This is a genomic window from Sphingomonas sp. (assembly GCF_004799495.1).
Lineage (GTDB): Bacteria > Pseudomonadota > Alphaproteobacteria > Sphingomonadales > Sphingomonadaceae > Sphingomonas.
Genome location: NZ_SSMY01000006.1, coordinates 77,972 through 101,317, shown reverse-complemented (window position 1 = coordinate 101,317; position 23,346 = coordinate 77,972). Strand labels below are relative to the sequence as shown.

Below are 23,346 nucleotides of genomic sequence, written 5' to 3'. Positions count from 1 at the left end.
GCTAGGCGCTGCTCAAATTTTAGGCACATGAGCAAACTCGCCCCCATCCAGGTCGGTCCGGTCCGGATCGAGACCCCCGTGATCCTCGCGCCCATGACCGGTGTGAGCGACTTGCCGTTCCGTCGGCTCGTGCGGCGCTTCGGCTCGGGGCTCAACGTGACGGAAATGATCGCTAGCCAGGCCGCGATCCGCGAGACGCGCCAATCGATCCAGAAGGCGATGTGGGATGCGATCGAGGAGCCGGTGTCGATGCAGCTGGTCGGCTGCACGCCCTACGAAATGGGCGAGGCGGCGAAGCTGGCAGAGGACAAGGGCGCGGCGATCGTCGACATCAACATGGGTTGCCCGGTACGCAAGGTGACCAACGGCGATGCGGGGTCGGCGCTGATGCGCGACCTGAAGCTCGCGCGCGCGATCGTCGAGGCGTGCGTGAAGGCGGTGAAGGTGCCGGTCACGCTCAAGATGCGGATGGGCTGGGATCACGACAGCCTCAACGCGCCCGAGCTCGCGCGGATCGCGCAGGACATCGGGTGCCAGATGGTCACCGTCCACGGCCGCACGCGCAACCAGATGTACAAGGGCGAGGCGGATTGGGCGTTCGTGCGCTCGGTCAAGAATGCGGTCAGCATCCCGGTGATCGTCAACGGCGACATTTGCTCGCCACAGGACGCCGATACCGCGCTCGAACAGTCCGGCGCGGACGGCGTGATGATCGGCCGTGGGTCGTACGGCCGGCCGTGGTTGCTCAACCAGGTGATGGCGCACCTTTCGTCGGGTCGCCGCATCGACGACCCGACGATCGGCGAGCAATATGACGTGATCGCAGGGCATTACGACGAGATGCTGTCGCATTACGGCAACGAAGTCGGCGTCAATATGATGCGCAAGCATATCGGCTGGTACACCAAGGGGCTCGATGGCTCGGCGGCGTTCCGCAACACCGTCAATCAGGAAGCGGACCCCCACCGGGTCAAGGCGATGCTGGCCGAATTCTATGCGCCCTGGCGACACCGCGCCGCCGCCTGAGGCCCCCAGTTATGGGGAACTGTTCGCGGGGTTGCCGATCGCGATCCTGGTGATCGATCCGGCGGGGCACGTGGCCAACGCCAATAGCGAGTGCGAATTGCTGCTGAACTTGTCCGAGCGCGCGATGCGGGGATTGCCGCTCGCTGCCATATTCACGTCGCCGCCCGGAGCGGGGGACGAACAGGGTCGCGCGGTGTCGGCGTTCGATTTCGACATCGGGACGGAGCGCACCGGGCGCTTGCGGGTCGATTATTACGAGACGCCGATCGCCGACCGCCCGGGCTGGCGCGTGATCGCGCTGCACCCGTCGGGCGAGTCGCGCCGCGTCGGGCAGTCGGCCGAGCGCGGCGGTGCGCGCGCGGCGATCGGTGCCGCGGCGATGCTGGCGCACGAGATCAAGAACCCGTTGTCGGGGATTCGCGGCGCGGCGCAATTGCTGGCGGGCGAGGGGGCGGGACCCGAGCTGACCACGCTGATCACCGACGAGGTCGACCGCATCGCCGCGCTGATCGACAAGATGCAGGACTTCACCGATCAGCGGCCGCTCAATCCGCGGGCGAGCAACATCTATCCCTTGCTCGACCATGCCCGGCGCGTCGCGCAGGCCGGTTTCGCACAGGGGATCGCGATCGAGGAAAGCTTCGACCCGTCGCTGCCGCCGGTGCTGGCCGACCGCGATGCGCTGCTCCAGCTCCTGATCAACCTGTTGAAAAACGCAGCAGAAGCGCTCGATGACGTCAAGGCGCCGCGCATTCTGCTCCGTACTGCCTACCGTCACGGGCTAGCGGTCGATGCCGGTCCGGGTCAGGCCCGTCGTCCCTTGCCGATCGAACTGTGCGTGATCGATAACGGGCCGGGCGCACCGGCCGACATCGCCGATCACCTGTTCGATCCCTTCGTGTCGGGCAAGCCGGAGGGGCAGGGGCTTGGCCTGGCGCTGGTCGACAAGCTCGTCCGCGACATGGGCGGGGTGGTGCAATATGCACGCGAAGGGGCGCCCGAAATGACCGTTTTCCGCATCCTGCTGGCGAGGGGTGAATGAGCCGCACGGGCACTATACTGGTCCTCGACGACGATGCCGCGATCCGCACCGTCGTTGCGCACGCGCTGCGCCGGGCGGGGCATGCGGTTACGACCGCCGCCAGCCTGGGCGAGTTCAACCGCGCGCTCGCCGCAAGGATGCCCGATGTCGTGATCAGCGACGTCGTGCTCCCCGACGGCAACGGGCTCGACATGGTCTCGGGGCTGGCCGAGGCTTATCCGCAGCTCGCGGTGATCGTGCTGTCGGCGCAGAACACGTTGACCACCGCGGTGCGAGCGGCCGAGGTGGGCGCGTACGAATATCTGCCCAAGCCGTTCGATCTCGACGATTTGACCCGCGCGGTCGATGGCGCGCTCGCGCGGCAGGGGCCAGGGGATGGCGACACGGTCGATGCAGAGGATCGCGCGCTGCCGCTGATCGGGCGCTCGCCGGCGATGCAGGACGTCTATCGCGTCATCGCGCGGGTGATTTCGACCGACCTGACCGTGCTGATCTCGGGCGAATCGGGGACGGGCAAGGAATTGGTGGCGCGCGCGATCCATGACCTCGGCCCGCGCCGCGACGCGCCGTTCCTCGCGATCAACATGGCGGCGATCCCGCGCGAGCTGATCGAGGCCGAGCTGTTCGGGCACGAACGCGGCGCTTTCACCGGGGCGCAGGCGCGCAGCGCGGGCCGTTTCGAACAGGCGAGCGGCGGCACGCTGTTCCTCGACGAAATCGGCGACATGCCGATCGAGGCGCAAACGCGGCTGTTGCGCGTCCTGCAATCGGGCGAGTTCACCACTGTCGGCGGCACGCGGACGATTAAGGCCGACGTGCGGATCGTCGCGGCGACCAATCGCGACCTCGACTCGCTCGTTCGGTCGGGCCAGTTCCGCGAGGACCTGTTCTATCGCCTGAACGTCGTTCCGGTGGCGCTGCCAGCGTTGCGCGAACGACGCCAGGACATTGCCTTGCTCGCGCGCCATTTCCTCGACCGCGCGGCGGAACATGGGCTGCCGCGCAAGCGCCTCGCCGAGGCCGCGGTGCTGGCGCTCGAAGCGCACGACTGGCCGGGCAACGTCCGCGAACTCGAAAACGTCATGCGCCGGCTCGCGGTGCTAAGCCGCGACGAGGTGATCGGCGCTGCCGAGCTTGGCGTGACCCTCGGCATGCCACCCGGCCCGGCAACGCCCACCAACCTTGGCCTCGACTCTGCGGTGCGCGCGCACATCGAGCGCCTGGCGCGCGACGATCCGCACGGGATCGACGACGGCACGCTCTACGAACGAATCATCGCCGAGGTCGAACGCCCGCTGATCGAAACGATGCTCGCGCGCCACGGCGGGAACCAGTTGCGCGCCGCGCGCGCGATGGGGATCAATCGCAATACGCTGCGCAAGCGGCTCGATACGCTTGGGATCGACCCCGACGGTACGACGGATTGAGGCGGAGCCGCGACGGCTGGCCGCAATTATGTGTTTTCCTCGCCACAATGGCGTTGTAATCCTGCAACGATGAATGGTGAGGCGACCCGCGCCGAGACCCCGCGTTTCTGGGATCGGCGGCCGACGATCAGCCCGGCGATCGAGCTTGGTTTGCTCGCGCTGGCGATTGCCGTCGCGGTCGCAACCTATTTAATTATCCGCAGCGGTCAGGCGCCTCAGCAACTGTTGACGCCTCCACTCGTCGCCGGCCTGCTTGTGGCCAATCTGGCGTGTTGTGGCAGCCTGATCGTGCTGTTCGGTCGCCGGCTGGCCAAACAGCGGGCAGCGCGATCCGAAGCCGGCGGGCGCGCTCAGCTCCACGTTCGCCTGGTCGCGATTTTCTCGATCCTGGCCAGCGTTCCTACCGTCTTGCTGGCGGTCATCGCCTCATTGCTGTTTCAATACGGCGCCGATTTCTGGTCGTCGGGCCGGATGCGCAGCGTCATCGACAATAGCAAGACGCTCGCCGAGGCGTCGTACGATGAGCTGCTCAGCTATGTCGACCGCGAAAATGTCGCCATGGCGAACGACGTTCATAAGATGGTTTTCGATCTCAAGTGGACAGTCGGTAGTCCGGAATTCCACGACACCTATGCGCGGGATGTGCTTGGCCGCAGCCTATCCAATTCCCTGATCTTTTCGGTCGACGCTGATGGCAAGATCGTTTTCCGCGATCGCGTGCTCAATTCGGATTCGTTCGAAGACAGGATTCTGCCGGAAGACATCAAGAAGATTGCCGCCGGACTGCCGGTGCGTGGCACCAACAGCAAGCGAACCTATTCGCTAACTCCGATTCCCGGCACCACGATGTTGCTTTATTCGACGCGAGAGGGCGGCGCAGCGGAGATGGCGCAGCGCCTGACTATCGCCAACCAGACCGTCGCCGATTACAATGGGCTGCGCGCGCGTTCCCGCGCCATCCAGCTCCAGTTCAATGCCGCATTGCTGGCCATATCGTTGCTGATCATCGCGATCGCCGTGTGGATCGCCCTGGTCGTTGCCGACCGCCTCGTGCGGCCAGTCAACGAGTTGGTCGGCGCGGCGCGGCGCGTCGCCGACGGCGACCTGACCGCGCGCGTGCCCGATCCGCGCACCGACGACGAGGTCGGTACGCTCGCCAATGCGTTCAACGCGATGACCGGGCGGCTGGAAGAGCAGACCGGGGCGCTGGAACGCCGCCGCGCGCTGATCGAGGCGGTGATGACCGGGGTCAGCGCGGGCGTCATTTCGGTAGCGAGCGACGGGACGATCCGGCTGATGAATGCTTCGGCCGCCGAGTTGCTGCGCGTCGACGCGGGCGACGCGGTCGGCGCGCCGGTGACGACAATCGCGCCCGAATTGGCCGAGACGCTTGGTGCGGAAACGCGAGAGTCGATCGTCGAGCTGACGGCGGGCGGGGAGAAGCGAACGCTCGCGGTGCGCATCACCGCCGACAATGACGGCCGCGTACTGACCTTCGACGACATCACCCAGCAATTGCTCGATCAGCGCCGCGCCGCCTGGTCCGACGTCGCGCGGCGGATCGCGCACGAGATCAAGAACCCGCTGACGCCGATCCAGCTGGCCGCGGAGCGTCTCCAGCGGCGTTACGGCAAGACGGTCGAGGCGGGCGACACGATCTTCGGGCAACTGACCGACACGATCGTCCGCCAGGTCGGCGACTTGCGCCGGATGGTCGACGAATTTTCGTCGTTCGCACGGATGCCCAAGCCGGTGTTCCACGAGGAATCGCTGATCGACCTCGCGCGTCAGGCGCTCTTCCTACACGAGGTCGCGCATCCGGCGATCCGATTCTCGCTCGACGCGCCCGACGTGGTGCCCTTGGTGTGTGACCGCCGCCAGATCGGGCAGGCGCTGACCAACATCGTCAAGAACGCGGTCGAGGCGATCGAGGCGCGCGGCGAGGGGTTGGCGGGCGAGGTTATCGTGACGCTGACACCGGGCGAGCATCAGACGAATGTGACGATCGCCGACGATGGCATTGGCCTGCCGCTTGAGCGCGACCGCATCGCCGAGCCGTACATGACCACGCGCGCGCGCGGCACCGGCCTCGGCCTCGCGATCGTCAAGAAGATCATCGAGGAACATTGCGGCACGATCGCCTTCGCCGACCGCCCGGGCGGCGGTACGGTCGTCACGATCGCGTTCGACACGGCGGCGCTCGACGCGTTGCTCGATGAGGGTGGGGAACCAACGACGACAAACCAGAGCGAGGGGGGTCTCGCCATGCTGACCAGGACTAAATCATGAGCCTCGACATCCTCGTCGTCGACGACGAACGCGACATCCGCGAACTGGTCGCTGGGGTGCTCCAGGACGAGGGGTACGAGACCCGCGCCGCCGCCGACAGCGATGCCGCGCTCGAGGCAATCTCGGCGCGGCGCCCGAGCCTCGTGCTGCTCGACGTCTGGCTGCAAGGGTCGCGGCTCGACGGGCTCGACCTGCTCGACGAGATCAAGCGGCGCGATTCGTCGATCCCGGTGCTGGTAATCTCGGGTCACGGCAACATCGACACCGCGGTCGCCGCGATCCGGCGCGGCGCGGTCGACTTCATCGAAAAGCCGTTCAATGCCGACCGCCTGCTGCTGATGGTGAGCCGCGCGACCGAGACCGAGCGGCTGCGTCAGGAAGTAGCATCGCTGCGCGCCGCGACCGGCCGCGACACCGACCTGACGGGCAATTCGGGCGCGATCAACGGCGTCCGCGCGACGCTGAAGCGGGTCGCCGGCACGGGCAGCCGCGTGCTGGTGATGGGCGCGGCCGGCGTGGGCAAGGAAGTCGCCGCGCGGCTGCTCCACAGCTGGAGCCAGCGCGCGCAGGGCCCGTTCGTCATTGTCAGCGCCGCGCGCATGACCCCCGAACGCGTCGAGGAGGAATTGTTCGGGATCGAGGAAGGCGGCGACCTGGTCCGTACCGGCCTGCTCGAACAGGCGCACGGCGGGACGCTGTTCCTCGACGAGATCGCCGACATGCCGATCGCGACGCAGGGCCGCATCCTGCGCGTGCTGACCGACCAGAGTTTCACCCGCGTCGGTGGCCAGCGCACCGTAAAGGTCGACGTCCGCGTCGTCTCGGCGACCGCGCGGGACCTGACCGAGGAAATCGCCGAGGGGCGCTTCCGCGAGGACCTCTACTACCGCCTCAACGTCGTCCCCGTCGCGATCCCGCCGCTGACCGAGCGGCGCGAGGACATCCCGTCGCTCGTCGAGCATTTCGTCGCGCATTACGCCAACGAACGCCGCGTGCCGACCCCCGAAGTCGCCAACGACGCCATGGTGGCGCTGCAAAGCTATGAGTGGCCGGGCAACGTCCGCCAGCTCCGCAACGTGGTCGAGCGCACGATCATCCTCGCGCCGGGCGACCGGATCGGGCGGATCGACGTCGACCTGCTGCCCGCCGAAGTGCTTGGCGGGAACGGCGACGGGGCAGGGGCCAGCGCGATGATGGGCGCGCCCTTGCGCGAGGCGCGCGAGACCTTCGAACGCGAGTATCTGCGCGTCCAGATTCGGCGTTTTTCGGGCAATATATCGCGCACCGCGACCTTCATCGGGATGGAGCGGTCGGCGCTGCACCGGAAGCTCAAGCTGCTCGGCATCACCGACAGCCGCGAGGAGTAGGTCCGCGCTGGACGTAACCCCCGCGCTACCATACATTGGCGGCGCGCAGGCCGCGTGGGCGCGCGCTTCAGACGCCGGAAAAACGGCGCCTTGCGGGGGAGGGCCCGCCAAGACCAGGACCGAATAATGGCCGACAAGCAAACCTCGCTGCAGGACCTGTTCCTCAACGCACTGCGCAAATCCAAGACGCCGGTGACGATGTTCCTCGTCAAGGGCGTCAAGCTGCAGGGCATCGTCACGTGGTTCGACAACTTCAGCGTGCTGCTGCGCCGTGACGGGCAAAGCCAGCTGATCTACAAACACGCCATCTCGACGATCATGCCGTCCAACCCGATCGACGTCGCCGCGATCGTCGATGCGGTGGGGGAGGCGCAGAAGAAACAGCCGCTGCTCCAGGAAATCTTCCTCAACGCGGTGCGCAAGTCCGAAGACAGCGTGACGATGTTTCTGGTCAACGGCGTCATGCTGCAGGGACACATTGCCTCGTTCGATCTGTTCTGCATGTTGCTGGAACGCGAAGGGATGGCGCAATTGGTCTACAAACACGCCGTCTCCACCATCCAGCCGGCGCGGCCGCTGAATTTGGCCGAGGATTCAACGGATAACGGCGAAGATTGACCACCGGTTTCGAACGTGATCGCGACGACTTCGCCCGTGGGGCGAGGGCGATCGTCGTGCTGCCCGATCAGGGCAAGGCGAGCCGCGACGCCGAGGCTCGGCTGGCGGAGACGGCTGGCCTGGCGCTGGCGATCGGGGTCGAGGTGGTCGAAAAGATCGCGTTCCGCGTCCGTACGCCCAAGCCCGCCACGCTGATCGGGTCGGGTCAGGTCGAACAACTCGCCGCACAGGTGCGGATGGAGGAGGCGGGGCTGGTCGTGGTCGATGCGTCGCTGACCCCGATCCAGCAACGCAACCTCGAGACCGCGCTCGAGGCCAAGGTGATCGACCGCACGGGACTGATCCTCGAAATCTTCGGCGAGCGCGCCGCGACCGCGGAGGGGCGGTTGCAGGTCGAACTCGCGCACCTCGATTATCAGGCTGGGCGGCTGGTGCGGAGTTGGACTCACCTCGAGCGCCAGCGTGGCGGGTTCGGCTTTCTCGGCGGCCCCGGCGAAACGCAGATCGAGGCCGATCGCCGCCTGATCCGCGACCGCATGGCGCGGCTGCGCAAGGAACTCGACCAGGTGAGCCGCACGCGCGGGCTCCACCGCGACCGGCGCCAGCGCGCGCCGTGGCCGATCATCGCGCTCGTCGGCTATACCAACGCCGGAAAATCGACGCTTTTCAATCGCCTGACAGGCGCTGACGTCATGGCGGAAGATCTTCTGTTCGCGACGCTCGACCCGACGCTGCGGCAGGTGTCGCTACCGGGGATCGACAAGGCGATCCTGTCCGACACCGTCGGGTTCGTATCCGAGCTTCCCACGCAATTGGTCGCGGCATTCAAGGCGACGCTCGAGGAAGTGGTGTCGGCCGACCTGCTGATCCACGTCCGCGACATCGCGCACCCCGACAGCGAGGCGCAGCGCGCCGATGTCGAAACCGTGCTGCGCGAGATCGGCGTCGCCGACACCACGCCGCGGTTCGAGGCGTGGAACAAGCTGGATTTGCTCGACGGAGACGCCCGTTCGACGGCGCTAACAGAGGCGGCGCGCCGCGCCGACGTCGTGGCGATTTCGGCGATAAGCGGGGAAGGGGTCAACGATCTGGTCGACCAGGTGGCGGCCAAGCTTACCGCCGGTCATCGCCGCTATTCGATATCACTCGATGCGGCCGATGGGGCCGGCGCGGCGTGGCTGTACCAACATGGCGAGGTGTTGAGCCAAGTAATCGACGGTGACCGGACTATCTATGACGTACGCATGGCGCCGCGCGACTACGAGCGGTTCGAGACGCGCTAGGCGCCGGCCTTCACGCGCTGCCACAGCGCTTCCTGCTCGTCGAGGCCGCGGGACGAGAATTGGTGGTCCGCCTTCTCCATCGCCTTAAACCGCCGCTCAAACTTCGCATTGGCAGCGCGCAACGCGGTTTCGGGATCGATTCCCAGCTTGCGCGCCCAATTGACCATCGCGAACAGCAGGTCGCCGATCTCTTCCTCGCGCTCGGCCTCGGTGGCGGCTGCTTCGACCTCGGTCAGTTCCTCGTCGATCTTCGCGCGCGCCCCGCTCGGGTCGGGCCAATCGAACCCCGTCTGCGCCGCGCGCTTTTGAAGCTTTTCGGCGCGGAGCAGGGCCGGCAACCCGATCGCCACGCCATCCAGCGCGCTCTCGGCGCCCTTCGCGTTGCGCTCGTCGGCCTTGATCTGTTCCCACAGATGATGGCCGCCATCGGCCGCATCGCCGAAGATATGCGGGTGTCGGCGCTCCATCTTGTCGCAAATCGCGGCCACGACGTCGGCCAGCGCGAAGTCGCCGGCTTCCTCGGCCATGCGCGCGTGGAACACGACCTGGAGCAGCAAGTCGCCGAGTTCGTCCTTCAGATCGGCCATATCCATGCGATCGATCGCGTCGGCGACCTCATAGGCTTCCTCGATCGTGTATGGCGCGATCGTCGCGAAGGTCTGCGCCGTATCCCATTCGCAACCGCGCTCGGGATCACGCAGCCGTGCCATGATCGCGACGAGGCGGTCGATATCGGCGTGATTCACGAGAGAGGGGCCTTCCCGACAACAGCATATGCAAGATTGATAATATACATTATGTAAAACTCATTTGGCGTTGGGGACGAGTACGAGCGTCTTCCCCTCCACCCGCCACGATTCGAGCTTCGACAGGAAGTTCATTCCCAGCAGGTTCATCTCACCGAGTTCGGGCGAAACGTCCACGCTCAGATCGGTCGCGGTTATGCCGCCGACCTTGAGCGACTTCGCCACCGCCGGGTGCGCCTGAACCGTGCCGTTGGCGGTGATTACGGTCATTGGCGGTGCGGACTTATCAACCTCGATGCTGGCGGCGACCGCTGCAGCGCTGGACAAGGCCGTGTCGGTCGCGCCGCTGTCGACCAGCATCATGGTCTCGACGCCGTTGATCGTCGCGCGCGCGTAGAAGTGCCCGTCATCGGCCATCGGGATGCGCACTTCGCTGCCGACCACCGACTGGTCGCGGCCGTAGAACAGCTCGCGCGCGCCCGACACCAGCCAATCGTTGCGGTTGACCAGCGCGACGATAAGCAACCCGGTCGCGAAAATGCCGATCCACGCCAGCGCCATCACCGCCACGCGCCCGAGCGGCAGCCGGCGCGCGAACAGCGCCGACAGCGGCAGCACGAGCAGCAGCACGTAGAAGATCGCGTTGCCACCGTCGCTCATGTACCCACCTCGATTTCCAGCCCGTCATAGCCCGGCTCGACGCCCGGCGGGAGCTCGCCGAGCAACGTTGCATAGTCCATCGACTGGTCGAGATGGGTCAGCAGCGTCCGGCGCGGCGCCAGTTGCGCGATCCACGGGAGTGCTTCGGCGAGATGCGGATGACTGGGGTGCGGCTTGCGGCGCAGGACGTCGACGATCCATGTGTCGAGCCCTTGATATAACGTACACATATCGACAGTCATCACATTGAAATCGGTGGCATATCCGATCGTGCCGCCATCGGCTTCGAACCGTAATCCCGCCGATGCAATCGTGCCGTGCGGCTGATCGGTGACGCCGATCGCGATGTCACCGATCGTCAGCCGGTCGGGCAATTCCTCCAGCTCGACCGTCGGCGGATAACCGTCCAACCCCTCGAAGACGTAGGCGAAACGATCGCGGAGCACGGCGGCGGTCGAGGCCCGCGCGAGCCCCCGCACCGGCTTTCGCATCGCGTGATAAATCTGCCGCAGATCGTCGATGCCGTGGGTGTGGTCGGCATGATCGTGCGTCCAGATCACCGCATCGACGCGATCGACGCCGGCCGTGAGCAATTGTTCGCGCATGTCCGGGCCGGTATCGACGAGGATGCGCGTAGTCGCGGTCTCGATCAGGATCGACGCTCGCATCCGCCGGTTGCGCGGGTTGCCTGGATCGCAGGCGCCCCAATCGTTGCCGATCCGCGGCACTCCCGACGACGTTCCGCAGCCGAGAATGCGGACCTTCATGCCGTGGTTTTGGCGAACAATGTGTGGAAGTTGGCGCGCGTCGTTTCCGCCAACTCTTCGGGATCGTCGCCGCGCAGGTTTGCTAGGAAACGGCATGTGTCGGCGACGAACGCCGGCTCGCCGGTCTTGCCGCGGTTCGGGACGGGGGCAAGGAAAGGCGCGTCGGTTTCGATCAACAGCCGGTCGAGCGGCAACCGCGCGGCAGTTTCCTGCAGATCCTTCGCGTTCTTGAACGTCACGATCCCTGAAATCGAGATATACAGGCCTAGATCCAGCGCCTTGTCGGCGAAATCGCCACTCGCGGTGAAGCAGTGGATGACGCCCGAATAGGCCCCATTCCCCATTTCGTCGCGCAGGATTTGGATCGTGTCGTCCTCGGCGTCGCGCGTGTGGACGACGATCGGCAGCCCGGTGTCGCGGCACGCGGCGATATGCGACCGAAAGCTAGTGCGCTGACGGTCGCGATCGGAATGATCGTAGTAGAAATCGAGCCCCGACTCGCCGATCCCGACGACGCGCGGGTGCCGGGCGCGCTCGACCAGCTTGGCGGTGTCGACGTCCGGATGCTGGTCGGCCTCGTGCGGGTGGATGCCGACGGTCGCCCACACGTCGGGCTGCGCCTCCGCGACGGCGATCACGTCGTCCCATTCGCGCTCGCGGGTCGAGATGTTGAGCATCGCCACCACGCCGCTCGCCCTCGCGCGCGCCAGCACGTCGGCCTGCTGCTCGGCCAGACCCTTGTAATTGAGGTGACAATGGCTGTCGGCGAGCTTCATTCGGCGGCCATTTCAAGCCGCGGGAAGACCCCGCTAGGCGCCGGCAGCAGTGTCCCGGTCACGATCGGTCGGTTGAGTGCATCGAAGTCGCGTACGTCAGCCCCCTGTCCGAGCAAATCGAGCAACTTGTCCGCGCTTTCCGGAATCGCCCAGCGCGCCATGATGGCGATGCGGCGCACCGCCTCCGCGGCATAGTACAGGATCGTATCCGCCCGCGCGGGATCGGTCTTGCGCACGCTCCACGGTGCTTGGTCGGCGAAATATTGGTTGGCATCGCGCGCCGCGCCCCAGATCGCTTCCAGAGCGGTATGGATCGCGAGGTCGCCCATGGCGGCGTGCATCCCCGCCTCAGCCGCGCGCACGCTCTCGACCAGCGCTTCCTCGACCGCCGTCGCTTCGCCCGCCGCCGGCACCGCCGCGCCGTTCTTGGCGATGATCGACAGGCACCGTTGCGCCAGATTGCCGAGATTGTTGGCGAGGTCGGCGTTGCAGCGCGTGACGATCGCGTCTTCCGAATAGCTCCCGTCCTGCCCGAAACTGACCTCACGCAGCAGGAAATAACGCAGCGGATCGACCCCGAAGCGGTCGGCGAGCTCGATTGGATCGGTGACGTTGCCGACCGATTTCGACATCTTCTCCCCGCGGTTGAGCAGGAAGCCATGGCCGAACACCTGTTTGGGCAACGCGATCTTCGCGCTCATCAGGAAAGCTGGCCAGTAAATAGCATGAAAACGCACGATATCCTTGCCGATCAAATGCAGGTCGGCGGGCCAGTAATCGTTCAGCGCATCCGGATAACCAACCCCAGTCAAATAGTTGGTCAGCGCATCCACCCACACATACATCACGTGCCCCTCGCTGCCGGGCACCTTGACCCCCCAGTCGAAGCTGGTGCGCGACACCGACAAGTCGTTCAGCCCGCTCTCGACGAAGCGCAGGATCTCGTTGCGCCGCGCCTCAGGCCGGATGAAATCGGGATTGGCGGCATAATGGTCGAGCAACGGCTGCTGATATTTGGAGAGACGGAAGAACCACGTCTCCTCCGCGGTCCATTCGACCGGCGTGCCTTGCGGGGAGAGCTTGCCCCCCCCCCCGTCGACCAGTTCCTTCTCGTCGTAGAACGCTTCGTCGCGGACCGAATACCAGCCTTCGTAGCGGTCGAGATAGAGGTCGCCAGCCGCCGCCATCGCCTCCCAGATCGCCCGGCTCGCGGCGTGGTGACCGTCCTCCACCGTGCGGATGAAACGATCGTACGAAATGTTGAGGCGATCATCCATCGCCTTGAAATAGCCCGACATCTCGTCGGCCAGCGCGCGCGTTTCTACGCCGCGGTCGCGCGCGGTCTGGACCATCTTCAGTCCGTGCTCGTCGGTCCCGGTCTGAAAGCGCACGTCGCGCCCCGCCTGGCGGTGATAGCGCGCGATCGCATCGGCGGCGATCGCCTCATACGCATGCCCGATATGCGGGCGGCCGTTCGGGTACGAAATCGCAGTGGTGATGTAATAGGGTTCGGCCATGGCCTCCCCGTAGAATAGTCAGCGTCGCTCCGCCAGTGAGGCGACGATCCCGCCCATTTCGAACACCGTGCCCTGCGCGTCGAGCGACAGGCCGAGCGCGCTGGCGGCGAGATTACGCGCGGCGTCGTGCGCGTCGAGCGCGGCGCGCAGCGCTTCCCCGCTCCGCGCGCGCGCCTGGGCGGCGATGAAGCGCGGCGCGCGGTCGAGGAAGGCTTCGTAGCGCGGCTGCGCGGCCTTGAGCGACAGTTTGCTCGCCAGCTCGGAACGGACGGCGTTCGACGGATCCCCCTTGGCGAGCTGCGTCAGCGCGTTATCGAGACCCGCGATATCGAGCCCAGCCATCGCCAGCGCCTGCGCGGGCGACCCCTGTCCCACGCGCACCAGTTCGTCGATCTCGCTCGCCTTCGCGCCGGCGTGGGTCAGCGCCGCGCGCATGTCCGCATCATCGAGCGGCTCGAACCGCAGTAGTCGGCAGCGCGAGCGGATCGTCGGCAGCAACCGCCCCGGCGCGTGGCTGACGAGCAGGAACACCGTGCCCGCCGGCGGCTCTTCCAGATTCTTGAGCAAGGCGTTGGCACCGTTGCGCTCGAGATCGTCGGCCGAATCGATCAGCACGACGCGGCGCTCGGAGAAAGTCGGCTTGACCGAGAAGAAAGGCTCGATCGCACGGACCTGCGCGACGGTGATGCTGCGGGCGAGGCCCTGCTCGGGTTTCTTCTCGTCCTTCGGCAGGCGTTCGAGCTTCTTGAAATCGGGATGCGACCCGGCATCGATCAACTGCTGGGTGCGGTCACCCGGCGGGATCGCGTAATCGTCGGGTTGCCCCGCGCCGGCCAGAATCCGCCGCACCGCCAGCATCGCGAAGCTCGCCTTGCCAATGCCTTCGGGCCCGGCGAGCAACCAGGCGTGGTGCAGCGACCCGCCCTCGAGCGCGGCGGAAAACGCCTGTTTCGCTAGCGCGTTACCATACAGTGACGTCATGGCAGCAGATCAGCGATCTCGGCCAGCAGCGCCGCGGCGACCGTGTCGGCATCCCCGCTCGCATCGACCAAGCGCACGCGCTCCGGGTCGGCCTCGGCGAAGCGGCGGAAGGCCGCGGCGACGTCATCGTGGAACGCGCGTTCGCGGGCCGCGAACCGATCCGCCCCCGCCCCGTCGCGCGCTGACGCGCGATCCGCGCCGATCTCGGGCGGCACTTCGAGCACCAAGGTTCGGTCGGGCAGCAGGCCGCGCGACCCGAAGCCGTGCAATGCCAGCACCGCGGCATCGTCGATCCCGCCCGCCACGCCCTGATACGCGCGCGACGAATCGACATAGCGGTCCGAAATCACCCAGGTACCCACACCGATCGCCGGCTGGATCACCTTTTCGACGTGATCCGCGCGTGCAGCGGCGAATAGCAACGCCTCGGTATGCGCGCTCCATCGGTTCACCGCACCCTGCATCAGCAGATCGCGGATCGCCTCCGCCCCGTCGCTCCCGCCCGGCTCACGCGTGACGATCACCTCGATCCCGCGCGTGCGGAGCGTGTCGGCGAGGCGGCGAACCTGGGTCGACTTGCCGGCACCTTCGCCACCCTCGATCGACAGGAACCGCCCGCGGCTCACCTCAGCCGCCGAACAGCTGCATCAATCCGGCCCAGGCGCGCCCAAAGAACCCGGCCTGGCCGACATCCTTGTCGGCAACGAGCGGGAAGCTCTGGTCGGGCATGCCCGGCGTCTTGACGATCAGGTCGGCGACGTGGTCGCCCGCCTTGATCGGCGCCTTGAGCGGCCCATCATAAACGACGCTGGTGGTCATCGCCGGGTTGCTTCCCGACGGCACCGTGACGGCGAGGTTGTCGGCCGCGACCAGCCCCACGCTGCTCGACGATCCGAGCTGGACATCGGCGGTCGAGACTTGCCTGCCCTTTGCCACGATCGGCTTCGCGCTCCACGCGCCGAAGCCCCAGTTGATGAACTTGATCGATTCTTCCTTGCGGTGGCCGAAGCTGTCGAGTCCCGCGATCACCATGATCAGCCGCCGCCCGTTCTGCATCGCCGACCCGACGAAGCTGTAGCCGGCTTCGTCGGTGTGCCCGGTCTTGAGCCCATCCGCGCCGTTGACGTTGCCGAGCAGCGGGTCGCGGTTTGCCTGGTCGATCGTCGACCCGTTCATCCGCGTACCCCAGGTGAAATTGGGCAGCGCGTAATAGCGTTTGTAGAGATCGGGGAAATTGCGAATCGTCGCCTCGGCCAGCTTCTCCATGTCGCGCGCGGTGACATAGGTGACGCCGCCGTCGGGCCAGCCGTTCGACGTTCCAAAATGGCTGTTGGTCAGGCCGAGCTTCTTCGCCTCGTCGTTCATCCGGTCGGTGAACGCCTGTTCGGTGCCCGAAATCCCTTCCGCGATCACGACACAGGCGTCGTTGCCCGACAGCGTGATGATGCCCTTGAGCAAATTGTCGACGCTGACGCTCTCGTTGACCTTCAGGAACATGGTCGAGCCCTGGTTATTCCACTTCTTCCAGGTCTCGGGACTCATCGTGAACTGCTTGTCGGCGCGCAACTGGCCACTCTTGATCATGTCGAACACGACATAGACCGTCATCATCTTGGCAAGGCTCGCCGGCGGCATGCGGCGGTCGGCGTCCTTCGAATAGAGCACCGCGTTCGACGACAGGTCGACCATATAGGCGACCGGCGCGGGCGTATCGAACTGAGGATTGGCAGCGGCGGGAACGGCCATCGACGCGGCGGCGAGCAGAGCGGCAATCTTCTTCATGGGGAACGCTGATCCGTAACTGAGATTAGTCCTCGCGGACGACACGCGCATCGCCATAGCCGCGCGCCGCGGCGGCGTCACGCGCTTGTGCGGCCGATTTCGCATCGGCGAACGGCCCGGTGCGGACTCGCCACAGCGACTTGAACGGGCCCGCGCTGCCGCCGAGCGCCTTGGCGAGCGCGGCGGCGCGGTCGCGGCTGCTCAGCGTCGCGACCTGGACGTAATAGCTGCCCTTGGCGGGCACGACTGGCGTTGCCTCCGGGACGACGGGTGCGCGAGGCGCCGACCTGGGCGGACGAAGCACAACCGACGGCACGGTTGTGGTGTCGACCGGGGTGACGACGAGCGTGGGCTCGCCGTTAAGCTTCGCCCGCAGCCCCGCGAGCAACGCCGGCGGCGTATCGAGTCGCGGTGAGGCGGGCTGGCCGTTCTTCAGCGCGTTCCGGTCGGCGGGGTCGGGCACGACTCGCCGGACCCGCACGGCCGCGCGGCTCTTCACCCCGATCGCTTGCGCCGCGGCCTGCGACAGGTCGATCAGCAAGCCGGGGGTGAACGGCCCGCGGTCGGTGATCTGCACCAGCACGGTGCGCCCGGTGTCGAGCGCCGTTACTTCGACATAGGATCCCATCGGCAGGCTGCGATGCGCGGCGGTGAACGCCTTGGGGTCGAACGGCGCGCCCGACGCGGTCCGGCTGCCGGCATATTCCGGACCGTACCATGTGGCATAGCCGACCTCGTCGTAGCGGTCGGGCGACCGGTCGGAGGTCGCGCTCGGCCCATCCGATGGCGGCGGCCCGTCCTGTGCCGTTGCACCCGCACTCGCACACAGCGCCGCCGCGACGGCCAGCGCCCTATTGTTCCACCGCATCCGCCAACAGCCCCACGCTCAACGCATAATAATTCGAACAATTGTAATCGAGGATGACCCGGTAATTGCCGGTCAGCAAATACGCCGTCGCGCCCGGCCCATCCGGCTCGATCACTGTCGCCTGCACGTTGTCGGCGGGCCATGGCTTGCCCTGCGACAGCACCCCCAGCGCGCGCCACTCGCCGATCGAGCGCCACGCGCTCTGGCGCGCGAACACGCGCGGACAGCGCGGCGAGATCAGCTTGTTGGTGACCCCGGAGCGGTCGAACCCGGCCGGTAACGATACCGCCAGCCCCCACGGCTGCCCGCGCCGCCACCCGGCGTTGTAGAAATAATTGCCGATCGACGCGAGTGTGTCGGCATCGCTGTTCCAGATGTCGGCGCGGCCATCGCCATCGCCGTCGCGCGCGAGCCGAAGATAGACCGACGGCAGGAACTGCGGCCCGCCCATCGCGCCAGCCCAGCTGCCGACCAGCTGACTGCGGGGCACACCGCGGTCGACCATCTTCATCATCGCGATCAGCTCGCCTTCGAACAAAGTCCGGCGGCGGCCGTCATAGGCGAGCGTCGCGATCGCGCGCGGTAAGTCGAAATTGCCCATCACGCGGCCGTAGCTGGTCTCGTGCCCCCAGATCGCGACCATGATCGATTCGGGCACGCCGGTCTCCGCCTCGATCCGCGCGAGGTGACTGCGCTCGGCAACGTATTTGACGCGGCCCTGCGAAATCCGCGCGGCATCGACATGGCTGCGCAGATACGGCGCGAAGGGCGGGCTGGCGGTGTTGGTCGGATTGGCCGGGTTGCCGCCCGGCTGGGCATGATCGAGGTCGATCACGCGCTGGTTGAAGGTCAGGCCGGCGAGCACCTGGTCGGCCGCCGCGGGGCGCACGCCCTGCGCGATCGCGCGCGCGCGGACATCCTGCAGATAGGCCTGGAAACCTGTGTCGTCCTGCGCGCGCGCGGCGCTGACCGACAGCCAAGACGCGGCCGACAATGCAGCCACCGCTACCAAGATACTGAAAAGTCCCCGACCCCGCATCGGGCGACCGTCGCACAGTCAGAGCGCCGCGTGAATCCCCCTTCGTCGCACGGCTTGCACAAATCGCCGCCCTTCCCCTAAGCGCGTTGGCATGGGGAGAGGTGGCCGAGTGGTTTAAGGCAGCGGTCTTGAAAACCGCCGTGGGTGCAAGCCTACCGTGGGTTCGAATCCCACCCTCTCCGCCACCGCGCAGCGCGGAAACGATTTAGCGACGGCTAAATCGCACACGCGCCAGCGCGGCCGGCGCCGCTCAGCGGCGTCCGACGACGCGGCTTTGCCGCGGCGCGATCGAGCAGGATGAAGAAAGAGCGAAACCCCGGATCAAGTCCGGGGTGACGGGAACGCCTTACCGCCCAGCGGCGAGCAATGCCTCGAACTGTGCCTCGGCAATCGGCTCGTTGAACTGGCACCCGGCCTGGAAATCGTCCGCCCAGCGCACCGTAGCGGCCACCTGCCCCACTCCGGGCAAGGTCAGCCAGATCACCGAATCCTTCTTGAGCGTCGAGTAACTGCTGATCCGCGCGCCCTCGCGCGACAGATCGGTGATGCGGCACAAAGTCCGGTCGAGTCCCCCGCGCCCAAACTTCGCGTCGAGCGACACCGGCGCGCGCGGGCTCTTGCGGCGGCCGAGCACGGCGGGCTCGAATTCGGCGCGGATGTCGGTTTGCCGGGGTTCCATGGCGGGAAACCTAGGCGGGCGATGCCTAACAGCACGTTAAGAAACGCGAAAACGCCGCGCTCCCGGTTGGGGAACGCGGCGTTCGATCGGCGCCGATGGCGCGGCGATTACTTCTTGGTGAGGCTGAGCCCGCCGAAACGCTTGTTGAAGCGCGCGACCTGGCCGCCCGAATCGAGCATTTGCCCGCGGCCACCGGTCCACGCCGGGTGCGACAACGGATCGATTTCGAGGGTCATCGTATCACCTTCCTTGCCCCAGGTGGAGCGAGTCTCGTACACGGTGCCGTCGGTCATCTGGACCTTGATCATGTGGTAATCGGGGTGCGTATCGGCCTTCACGTCGAATTCCTTGAAAGAGAGCCGCCGGTTTCCGACCGGCAGCGAAGGGCGCGCGCCTAGCAGAGGGGCGGCGTCAGCGCAACACTAGGCGGCCCGGCGCAACCACCATTTGCGCACCGCGACGACCGTCCAGACGATTTCGACCACGCCGAACGGCCATGCGCCTTGCAGGAAGCCGTAAACCGAACTGAGCAGGCTCCCGATGGCGAAACCGAGCGTCCAGATCGGGCCACGGCTTTCTAGCGCGTAGCAGACCGCGGTAAAACCGACCGCGCACAAGCCGAAAACGGTCAGCGCGTCGATCGTGAAACCTGCGATGTCAGTCGCTCGGCGGGTCCGCGATCATCGCGGTGAATTCGCATTCGGTCGCGACATCGTCGCCCAGCATCGCCTTGCCGGCGAACTTGCATACGCGGCTGCGCTTCTGGACGAACTCGACCTCGAGCCGGAGGAGGACGCCGGGCTCGACGGGTTTGCGGAACTTCACGCCGTCGATCGACATGAAATAGACCAGCTTGCCCGACCCGGCGAGGCCAAGGCTCTCGACCGCGAGCACCCCCGCCGCCTGTGCCAGCGCCTCGACCTGAAGCACGCCGGGCATGATCGGCCTTCCCGGGAAATGCCCCTGGAAGAACTCCTCGTTCATCGACACGGCCTTGATGGCGGTGATTGACCGGTCGGGGATCAGCGCCTCGACCCGGTCGACCAGCAGCATCGGGTAACGGTGCGGCAGCGCCGCCATCACCCGCTTGATATCAAGCGGGCCGATGGATGTCGCTGCCGCGGCGTCGTCGCTCACCGGCCGCGACGCGGCGGTGTGGTCGGCGCGGGCACCGGCGCGACAGGGCCGGTCGTCGGAGCGGCCGTGCCGGCCGGTTGCGGCATTGGGGTCACGCTGATCGAGGGCAGCTGCGCGTTGATCTGGGCGAGCACGTCGGCCGAGACGTCGACCGCATCGGCATTGGCCAGCGTCGAATTGCGCGCCATCACGATCGACGCGCCGCGCGCCTTCAGGATCGCGTCGGTGATCGGACCGAGCTTCTCGAGGATTTGGCGGTTGATGTTCGCCTGGATCGACTGAAGGTTCTGCTGGCTGTTGGTCAGCTCGGTGTTGGCGTTGTTCTCCTGCGTCTGGAACGCCGTGATGCGCGCCTGCAGCGCGGCGTCGGGTGCCTTGCCGTTGAGCGCGTTGATCGCGGTCTGAAGCGGCGCGCCGGCGGTCTGCAACTGGGTGCGCAGCTGCTGCGCGCGGGCTTGCGCCTGGTTTACCATCGTCTGGAACTGGCCTGCGGCGACCTTGCACGCATTGCATTCGGAGCCGACGCGATCGATGTCGACGACGAGGACGGCCGGGCCAGTCTGCGCGAGCGCGACGGCGGGCGCGGTGATGGCGGTCGCGGCGATTGCCGCGCCGATAAGCTTCTTGGTCATCAGAATTGGGTTCCTACGTTGAAAGTAACAAGTTTGGTGTCGTCGCCCTTCTGGTGAAGGAGCGCCTTCGCGATATCGATGCGCAGCGGCCCGAACGGCGAATTCCAGTTCACGCCGAAGCCGATCGACAGGCGCGGCTTCGGCGAATCGCCCAGGAAGCGTTCGAGAAACGGCTGCGTCCCGGTCAGCGCGACGTTCGGATTGACGCCGTTGCACCCGCCATTGCCGTCGGGCAGGCCGGTGGGGCATGTCGTCTGGCCGCTGGTCCCGTCGGGCAGGACATAGCCGTACAAATTGTGACCCGACGAATCGGTGAGCGGCAGCGGCAATACTCGCCCAGTGACCGGATCGACCGGGAAGGTCGCGGTCGGCAGCGGGCGCTCGACCCCGAACACCGCGCCGACGTCCATGAAGATCGAGGGACGCAACCCGAGCTCGCGCACGCTGCCCGACAGCGGCGGCTCGAGTTCGAAACGGACGAGATAATAGGCCCGCCCGCCCAGCGCGTCGTCGATGATCTGCGCCTTGTCGGTCTGGAGGATCTGCTTGCCGTTGGCATCGTCGATATAGGCAATGCGCTGCACGCGCGGGCCCACGCCGCGGATATCGAAACCGCGGATTTGCGGCTCGCCGAGATAGAAGCGGTCGGTGATCCGGACCGGATCGATCCCCGGACCGCGGCTCTTTTCGAGCGACTTGATATATCCGCCCTCGGCGCTGATCGAGAAGATGAAGCCCTTGCCGAGGTTCATGTATTTGGCCGCCTCGATCCGCGAGCGGATATAGCGAACGTCGCCGCCCAGCCCGGCGAAGTCCTGACTGATCGTCAAGCGCGCGCCACCGGTCGGGCGAAGGCCGCCCCTTAGGCTGCTGTAGATCAATGAATAGCCGATTTGCGACGTGACGCGATTGCCGATCGCCTCGCAAAGATAGCGCCCCGCGACCAGGACATTGCAGGTGCCGTTGGTGAAATAGGTCGCTTGGTCGAGCCCGACCTGGTCGTAGGTCAGGCCATAGCGGCCGGACAGCGACCAATATTCGGTCAGCGGCACGCCGGCGCGCACCTGGAACCCGGTCGAGACCTGCGAATAGGTCGTCTGGCGCGTGTCGCCGAGATAGTTGAACGAATTATAGTCGCGACGGAAGATATCGACGCCCAGCGCGATGTTCTTGTCGAACAGATAGGGGTCGGTGAAGCCCAGCGATACCGATTTCGAATAGATCGAATAGTCGACGTTGGCGCGCAGCTCCTGACCTTTTCCGCGGAAATTGCGCTGCGTGATCCCGGCCTGGACGATGAACCGTTCGAGGCTCGAATAGCCCGCCGACAGCGACAATTCGCCCGTCGGCTTTTCCTCGACGTTCGCGGTCAGCACGACGCGGTCGGGCGCGGAGCCCGGATCCTGCTTGATCTCGAACTTTTCCTGGAAGAAGCCGAGGCTGTTGATCCGGTCCTGCGAGCGCTTGACCTGGAAACTGTTGAACGCGTCGCCTTCGGACAGGCGGATTTCGCGGCGCAGCACCTTGTCCTGCGTGTTGCGGTTGCCGGTCACGTCGATCCGCTCGACATAGGTGCGCTTGGCTTCGGCGATGTGGAAATTAACCCCCATCGTCAGGTTTTCGGCATCGCGCTGATAGTCCGGGCTGACGTCGGTGAAGGCGTAGCCGAACAAACCGGCCGCCTCGTTCAGCGAGGTGACCGAATCCTCGACCTTCTTGGCGTCGAACCACTCGCCTTTCTTGACCTGCAAGGTCTGCGCGAGCTTGTTATTGTCGAAATCGCGAATATCGCTGTCGACGGTAATGTCGCCGAACTTATAGCGCGGGCCTTCCTCCACCACATAGGTGATGATGAAGTTCTTCTTGTCCGGGGTCAGCTCGGCGACCGCCGACGTGACGCGGAAATCGGCGTAGCCCTGCGTCAGGTAGAATTGGCGCAGCTTCTGCTGGTCATACGCCAGCCGGTCCTGGTCGTACGACGTGTTGGACGAGAAGAAGCGGGTGAGTCGTGCCTGCTTCGTCACCATCTGCGCACGCAACTTGCCGTCGGAGAAGACGGTATTGCCGATGATGTTGATCGCCTGGACCTTGCTCTTGGGGCCTTCGTCGATCTCGAACACGACATCGACGCGGTTCTGGTCGAGGCTGACCATCTTGGGCTCGATCCGCGCGGCGAAGCGGCCCTGGCGGCGGTACAGTTCGATGATCCGCGCGACGTCCTGCCGCACCGCGGTGCGCGTGAAGATCTGGCGCGGCGCGAGCTTGATTTCCTTGGTGATCTTGTCCGACTTGAGGGTCTTGTTGCCCTCCAGCAGGACGCGGTTGATGATCGGGTTCTCGCGGACACGGATCGTGATGTCGCCGGTCTCGACCCCGGCGATCGACACGTCGGCGAACAGGTCGCTGGCGTAGAGATCGCGGATCGCCTGATCCAGCAGTTCGTTGGTGTAGGCCTGACCCGTACGCAGCTTGGTGTAGGACAACACCGTCTCGGGCTCGATCCGCTGCGACCCTTCGACGCGCAGCGACTTGATCACGCGTGTCGGCGCGACGGCGGGGGGCAACGGTGCCGCTTGAGGCGCGGCAGCCGGCGTCGCAGGAGCGGTCTGTGCGTTGGCGACGGACACACCCGACAGCATCGTCCCGGCGAGCAGCATGGTCGCGAGGCGCGTTCCGAACTTCGTAACCTTGATAACCTTCACCATTCCAC

At 66.1% G+C, this 23,346-nt stretch carries 23 protein-coding genes and 1 tRNA gene; 8 read left to right on the top strand and 16 right to left on the bottom strand.

The window, feature by feature from the left end; genetic code table 11:
* Positions 1 to 27: 27 nt before the first annotated feature.
* The 7 genes from dusB to hflX all read left to right on the top strand — a co-directional run bounded on the left by dusB (position 28) and on the right by hflX (position 9,052).
* A complete protein-coding gene (dusB, locus tag E7773_RS06310) occupies positions 28 to 1,026 on the top strand; it encodes a tRNA dihydrouridine synthase DusB (RefSeq protein WP_293989557.1) in 999 nt (332 codons plus the stop codon).
* Complete coding sequence (locus E7773_RS06305; protein WP_293989554.1) at positions 995 to 2,068, top strand: ATP-binding protein; 1,074 nt, start codon at positions 995 to 997, stop codon at positions 2,066 to 2,068. The genes dusB and E7773_RS06305 overlap by 32 nt, the downstream gene beginning before the upstream one ends.
* Positions 2,065 to 3,495, top strand: coding sequence for a nitrogen regulation protein NR(I) (gene ntrC / locus E7773_RS06300; RefSeq protein WP_293989551.1), 1,431 nt, complete (start codon positions 2,065 to 2,067; stop codon positions 3,493 to 3,495). Before E7773_RS06305 ends, ntrC begins: the two co-directional genes overlap by 4 nt.
* Before the next feature lie 69 nt (positions 3,496 to 3,564).
* Entirely contained in the window at positions 3,565 to 5,784 is a 2,220-nt protein-coding gene (locus tag E7773_RS06295) for an ATP-binding protein (RefSeq protein ID WP_293989549.1), read from the top strand.
* On the top strand, positions 5,781 to 7,151 hold the full coding sequence (locus tag E7773_RS06290; RefSeq protein ID WP_293989546.1) for a sigma-54 dependent transcriptional regulator: 1,371 nt from the start codon (positions 5,781 to 5,783) through the stop codon (positions 7,149 to 7,151). Before E7773_RS06295 ends, E7773_RS06290 begins: the two co-directional genes overlap by 4 nt.
* A 90-nt stretch (positions 7,152 to 7,241) precedes the next feature.
* Positions 7,242 to 7,769 (top strand): RNA chaperone Hfq, encoded by a 528-nt coding sequence (gene hfq / locus E7773_RS06285; protein ID WP_293990001.1) that lies wholly within the window; start codon positions 7,242 to 7,244, stop codon positions 7,767 to 7,769.
* The gene (gene hflX / locus E7773_RS06280) at positions 7,766 to 9,052 is read left to right on the top strand and encodes a GTPase HflX (protein ID WP_293989543.1); all 1,287 of its coding nucleotides are present in this window, start codon (positions 7,766 to 7,768) and stop codon (positions 9,050 to 9,052) included. The genes hfq and hflX overlap by 4 nt, the downstream gene beginning before the upstream one ends.
* Here hflX and mazG read toward each other — a convergent pair.
* From mazG to E7773_RS06230, 10 genes are read right to left on the bottom strand one after another with little or no spacing between them, the layout of a single operon-like run.
* On the bottom strand, positions 9,049 to 9,798 hold the full coding sequence (gene mazG, locus E7773_RS06275; RefSeq protein ID WP_293989540.1) for a nucleoside triphosphate pyrophosphohydrolase: 750 nt from the start codon (positions 9,796 to 9,798) through the stop codon (positions 9,049 to 9,051). The two genes, hflX and mazG, sit on opposite strands and share 4 nt — an antisense overlap.
* Positions 9,799 to 9,858: 60 nt before the next feature.
* The gene (locus tag E7773_RS06270) at positions 9,859 to 10,458 is read right to left on the bottom strand and encodes a TIGR02281 family clan AA aspartic protease (RefSeq protein ID WP_293989537.1); all 600 of its coding nucleotides are present in this window, start codon (positions 10,456 to 10,458) and stop codon (positions 9,859 to 9,861) included.
* Positions 10,455 to 11,225 carry an MBL fold metallo-hydrolase gene (locus E7773_RS06265; protein WP_293989534.1) on the bottom strand — a complete coding sequence of 257 codons (771 nt, stop codon included), beginning with the start codon at positions 11,223 to 11,225 and terminating at the stop codon, positions 10,455 to 10,457. Before E7773_RS06265 ends, E7773_RS06270 begins: the two co-directional genes overlap by 4 nt.
* Positions 11,222 to 12,001 carry a TatD family hydrolase gene (locus E7773_RS06260; protein WP_293989531.1) on the bottom strand — a complete coding sequence of 260 codons (780 nt, stop codon included), beginning with the start codon at positions 11,999 to 12,001 and terminating at the stop codon, positions 11,222 to 11,224. Before E7773_RS06260 ends, E7773_RS06265 begins: the two co-directional genes overlap by 4 nt.
* Positions 11,998 to 13,518, bottom strand: coding sequence for a methionine--tRNA ligase (metG, locus tag E7773_RS06255; RefSeq protein ID WP_293989528.1), 1,521 nt, complete (start codon positions 13,516 to 13,518; stop codon positions 11,998 to 12,000). Before metG ends, E7773_RS06260 begins: the two co-directional genes overlap by 4 nt.
* A gap of 18 nt (positions 13,519 to 13,536) precedes the next feature.
* Positions 13,537 to 14,499: a DNA polymerase III subunit delta' gene (locus E7773_RS06250; protein ID WP_293989525.1), complete on the bottom strand. Its 963-nt coding sequence runs from the start codon at positions 14,497 to 14,499 to the stop codon at positions 13,537 to 13,539.
* Positions 14,496 to 15,125, bottom strand: a complete 630-nt coding sequence (tmk, locus tag E7773_RS06245; protein WP_293989522.1) for a dTMP kinase — start codon at positions 15,123 to 15,125, stop codon at positions 14,496 to 14,498. The genes E7773_RS06250 and tmk overlap by 4 nt, the downstream gene beginning before the upstream one ends.
* A gap of 1 nt (position 15,126) precedes the next feature.
* Entirely contained in the window at positions 15,127 to 16,281 is a 1,155-nt protein-coding gene (locus E7773_RS06240) for a D-alanyl-D-alanine carboxypeptidase family protein (RefSeq protein WP_293989520.1), read from the bottom strand.
* A gap of 25 nt (positions 16,282 to 16,306) precedes the next feature.
* The gene (locus E7773_RS06235; RefSeq protein WP_293989518.1) at positions 16,307 to 17,149 is read right to left on the bottom strand and encodes a septal ring lytic transglycosylase RlpA family protein; all 843 of its coding nucleotides are present in this window, start codon (positions 17,147 to 17,149) and stop codon (positions 16,307 to 16,309) included.
* Positions 17,133 to 18,188, bottom strand: a complete 1,056-nt coding sequence (locus tag E7773_RS06230) for a lytic murein transglycosylase (protein WP_293989516.1) — start codon at positions 18,186 to 18,188, stop codon at positions 17,133 to 17,135. The genes E7773_RS06235 and E7773_RS06230 overlap by 17 nt, the downstream gene beginning before the upstream one ends.
* Before the next feature lie 95 nt (positions 18,189 to 18,283).
* Between E7773_RS06230 and E7773_RS06225 the strand changes: the two genes are divergently transcribed.
* Positions 18,284 to 18,373, top strand: a tRNA-Ser gene (locus E7773_RS06225).
* A 161-nt stretch (positions 18,374 to 18,534) separates the two neighbouring features.
* On the opposite strand, the gene E7773_RS06220 is transcribed toward E7773_RS06225, so the two are convergent.
* The 6 genes from E7773_RS06220 to bamA all read right to left on the bottom strand — a co-directional run bounded on the left by E7773_RS06220 (position 18,535) and on the right by bamA (position 23,341).
* Positions 18,535 to 18,867: a PilZ domain-containing protein gene (locus E7773_RS06220; RefSeq protein WP_293989514.1), complete on the bottom strand. Its 333-nt coding sequence runs from the start codon at positions 18,865 to 18,867 to the stop codon at positions 18,535 to 18,537.
* Between the two features lie 107 nt (positions 18,868 to 18,974).
* Positions 18,975 to 19,205, bottom strand: coding sequence for a 50S ribosomal protein L31 (gene rpmE / locus E7773_RS06215; protein ID WP_293989512.1), 231 nt, complete (start codon positions 19,203 to 19,205; stop codon positions 18,975 to 18,977).
* 84 nt (positions 19,206 to 19,289) lie between these two features.
* Positions 19,290 to 19,484, bottom strand: a complete 195-nt coding sequence (locus tag E7773_RS06210; protein WP_363129979.1) for a hypothetical protein — start codon at positions 19,482 to 19,484, stop codon at positions 19,290 to 19,292.
* A gap of 40 nt (positions 19,485 to 19,524) precedes the next feature.
* Positions 19,525 to 20,004: a 3-hydroxyacyl-ACP dehydratase FabZ gene (gene fabZ, locus E7773_RS06205; RefSeq protein WP_293989510.1), complete on the bottom strand. Its 480-nt coding sequence runs from the start codon at positions 20,002 to 20,004 to the stop codon at positions 19,525 to 19,527.
* Positions 20,001 to 20,636: an OmpH family outer membrane protein gene (locus E7773_RS06200; RefSeq protein ID WP_293989508.1), complete on the bottom strand. Its 636-nt coding sequence runs from the start codon at positions 20,634 to 20,636 to the stop codon at positions 20,001 to 20,003. Before E7773_RS06200 ends, fabZ begins: the two co-directional genes overlap by 4 nt.
* Positions 20,636 to 23,341 (bottom strand): outer membrane protein assembly factor BamA, encoded by a 2,706-nt coding sequence (gene bamA, locus E7773_RS06195; protein WP_293989505.1) that lies wholly within the window; start codon positions 23,339 to 23,341, stop codon positions 20,636 to 20,638. The genes E7773_RS06200 and bamA overlap by 1 nt, the downstream gene beginning before the upstream one ends.
* Between the last annotated feature and the right edge of the window lie 5 nt (positions 23,342 to 23,346).

What these genes read in the sequence shown, in the direction of transcription:
- E7773_RS06240 (WP_293989520.1), bottom strand. Translation starts at nt 16,281, where the DNA reads ATGAAGAAGATTGCCGCTCTGCTCGCCGCCGCGTCGATGGCCGTTCCC.
- E7773_RS06305 (WP_293989554.1), top strand. Translation starts at nt 995, where the DNA reads ATGCGCCCTGGCGACACCGCGCCGCCGCCTGAGGCCCCCAGTTATGGG.
- E7773_RS06270 (WP_293989537.1), bottom strand. Translation starts at nt 10,458, where the DNA reads ATGAGCGACGGTGGCAACGCGATCTTCTACGTGCTGCTGCTCGTGCTG.
- ntrC (WP_293989551.1), top strand. Translation starts at nt 2,065, where the DNA reads ATGAGCCGCACGGGCACTATACTGGTCCTCGACGACGATGCCGCGATC.
- bamA (WP_293989505.1), bottom strand. Translation starts at nt 23,341, where the DNA reads ATGGTGAAGGTTATCAAGGTTACGAAGTTCGGAACGCGCCTCGCGACC.
- E7773_RS06295 (WP_293989549.1), top strand. Translation starts at nt 3,565, where the DNA reads ATGAATGGTGAGGCGACCCGCGCCGAGACCCCGCGTTTCTGGGATCGG.
- E7773_RS06265 (WP_293989534.1), bottom strand. Translation starts at nt 11,225, where the DNA reads ATGAAGGTCCGCATTCTCGGCTGCGGAACGTCGTCGGGAGTGCCGCGG.
- E7773_RS06290 (WP_293989546.1), top strand. Translation starts at nt 5,781, where the DNA reads ATGAGCCTCGACATCCTCGTCGTCGACGACGAACGCGACATCCGCGAA.
- dusB (WP_293989557.1), top strand. Translation starts at nt 28, where the DNA reads ATGAGCAAACTCGCCCCCATCCAGGTCGGTCCGGTCCGGATCGAGACC.
- metG (WP_293989528.1), bottom strand. Translation starts at nt 13,518, where the DNA reads ATGGCCGAACCCTATTACATCACCACTGCGATTTCGTACCCGAACGGC.
- E7773_RS06200 (WP_293989508.1), bottom strand. Translation starts at nt 20,636, where the DNA reads ATGACCAAGAAGCTTATCGGCGCGGCAATCGCCGCGACCGCCATCACC.
- E7773_RS06250 (WP_293989525.1), bottom strand. Translation starts at nt 14,499, where the DNA reads ATGACGTCACTGTATGGTAACGCGCTAGCGAAACAGGCGTTTTCCGCC.
- E7773_RS06220 (WP_293989514.1), bottom strand. Translation starts at nt 18,867, where the DNA reads ATGGAACCCCGGCAAACCGACATCCGCGCCGAATTCGAGCCCGCCGTG.
- E7773_RS06235 (WP_293989518.1), bottom strand. Translation starts at nt 17,149, where the DNA reads ATGCGGTGGAACAATAGGGCGCTGGCCGTCGCGGCGGCGCTGTGTGCG.
- E7773_RS06230 (WP_293989516.1), bottom strand. Translation starts at nt 18,188, where the DNA reads ATGCGGGGTCGGGGACTTTTCAGTATCTTGGTAGCGGTGGCTGCATTG.
- E7773_RS06260 (WP_293989531.1), bottom strand. Translation starts at nt 12,001, where the DNA reads ATGAAGCTCGCCGACAGCCATTGTCACCTCAATTACAAGGGTCTGGCC.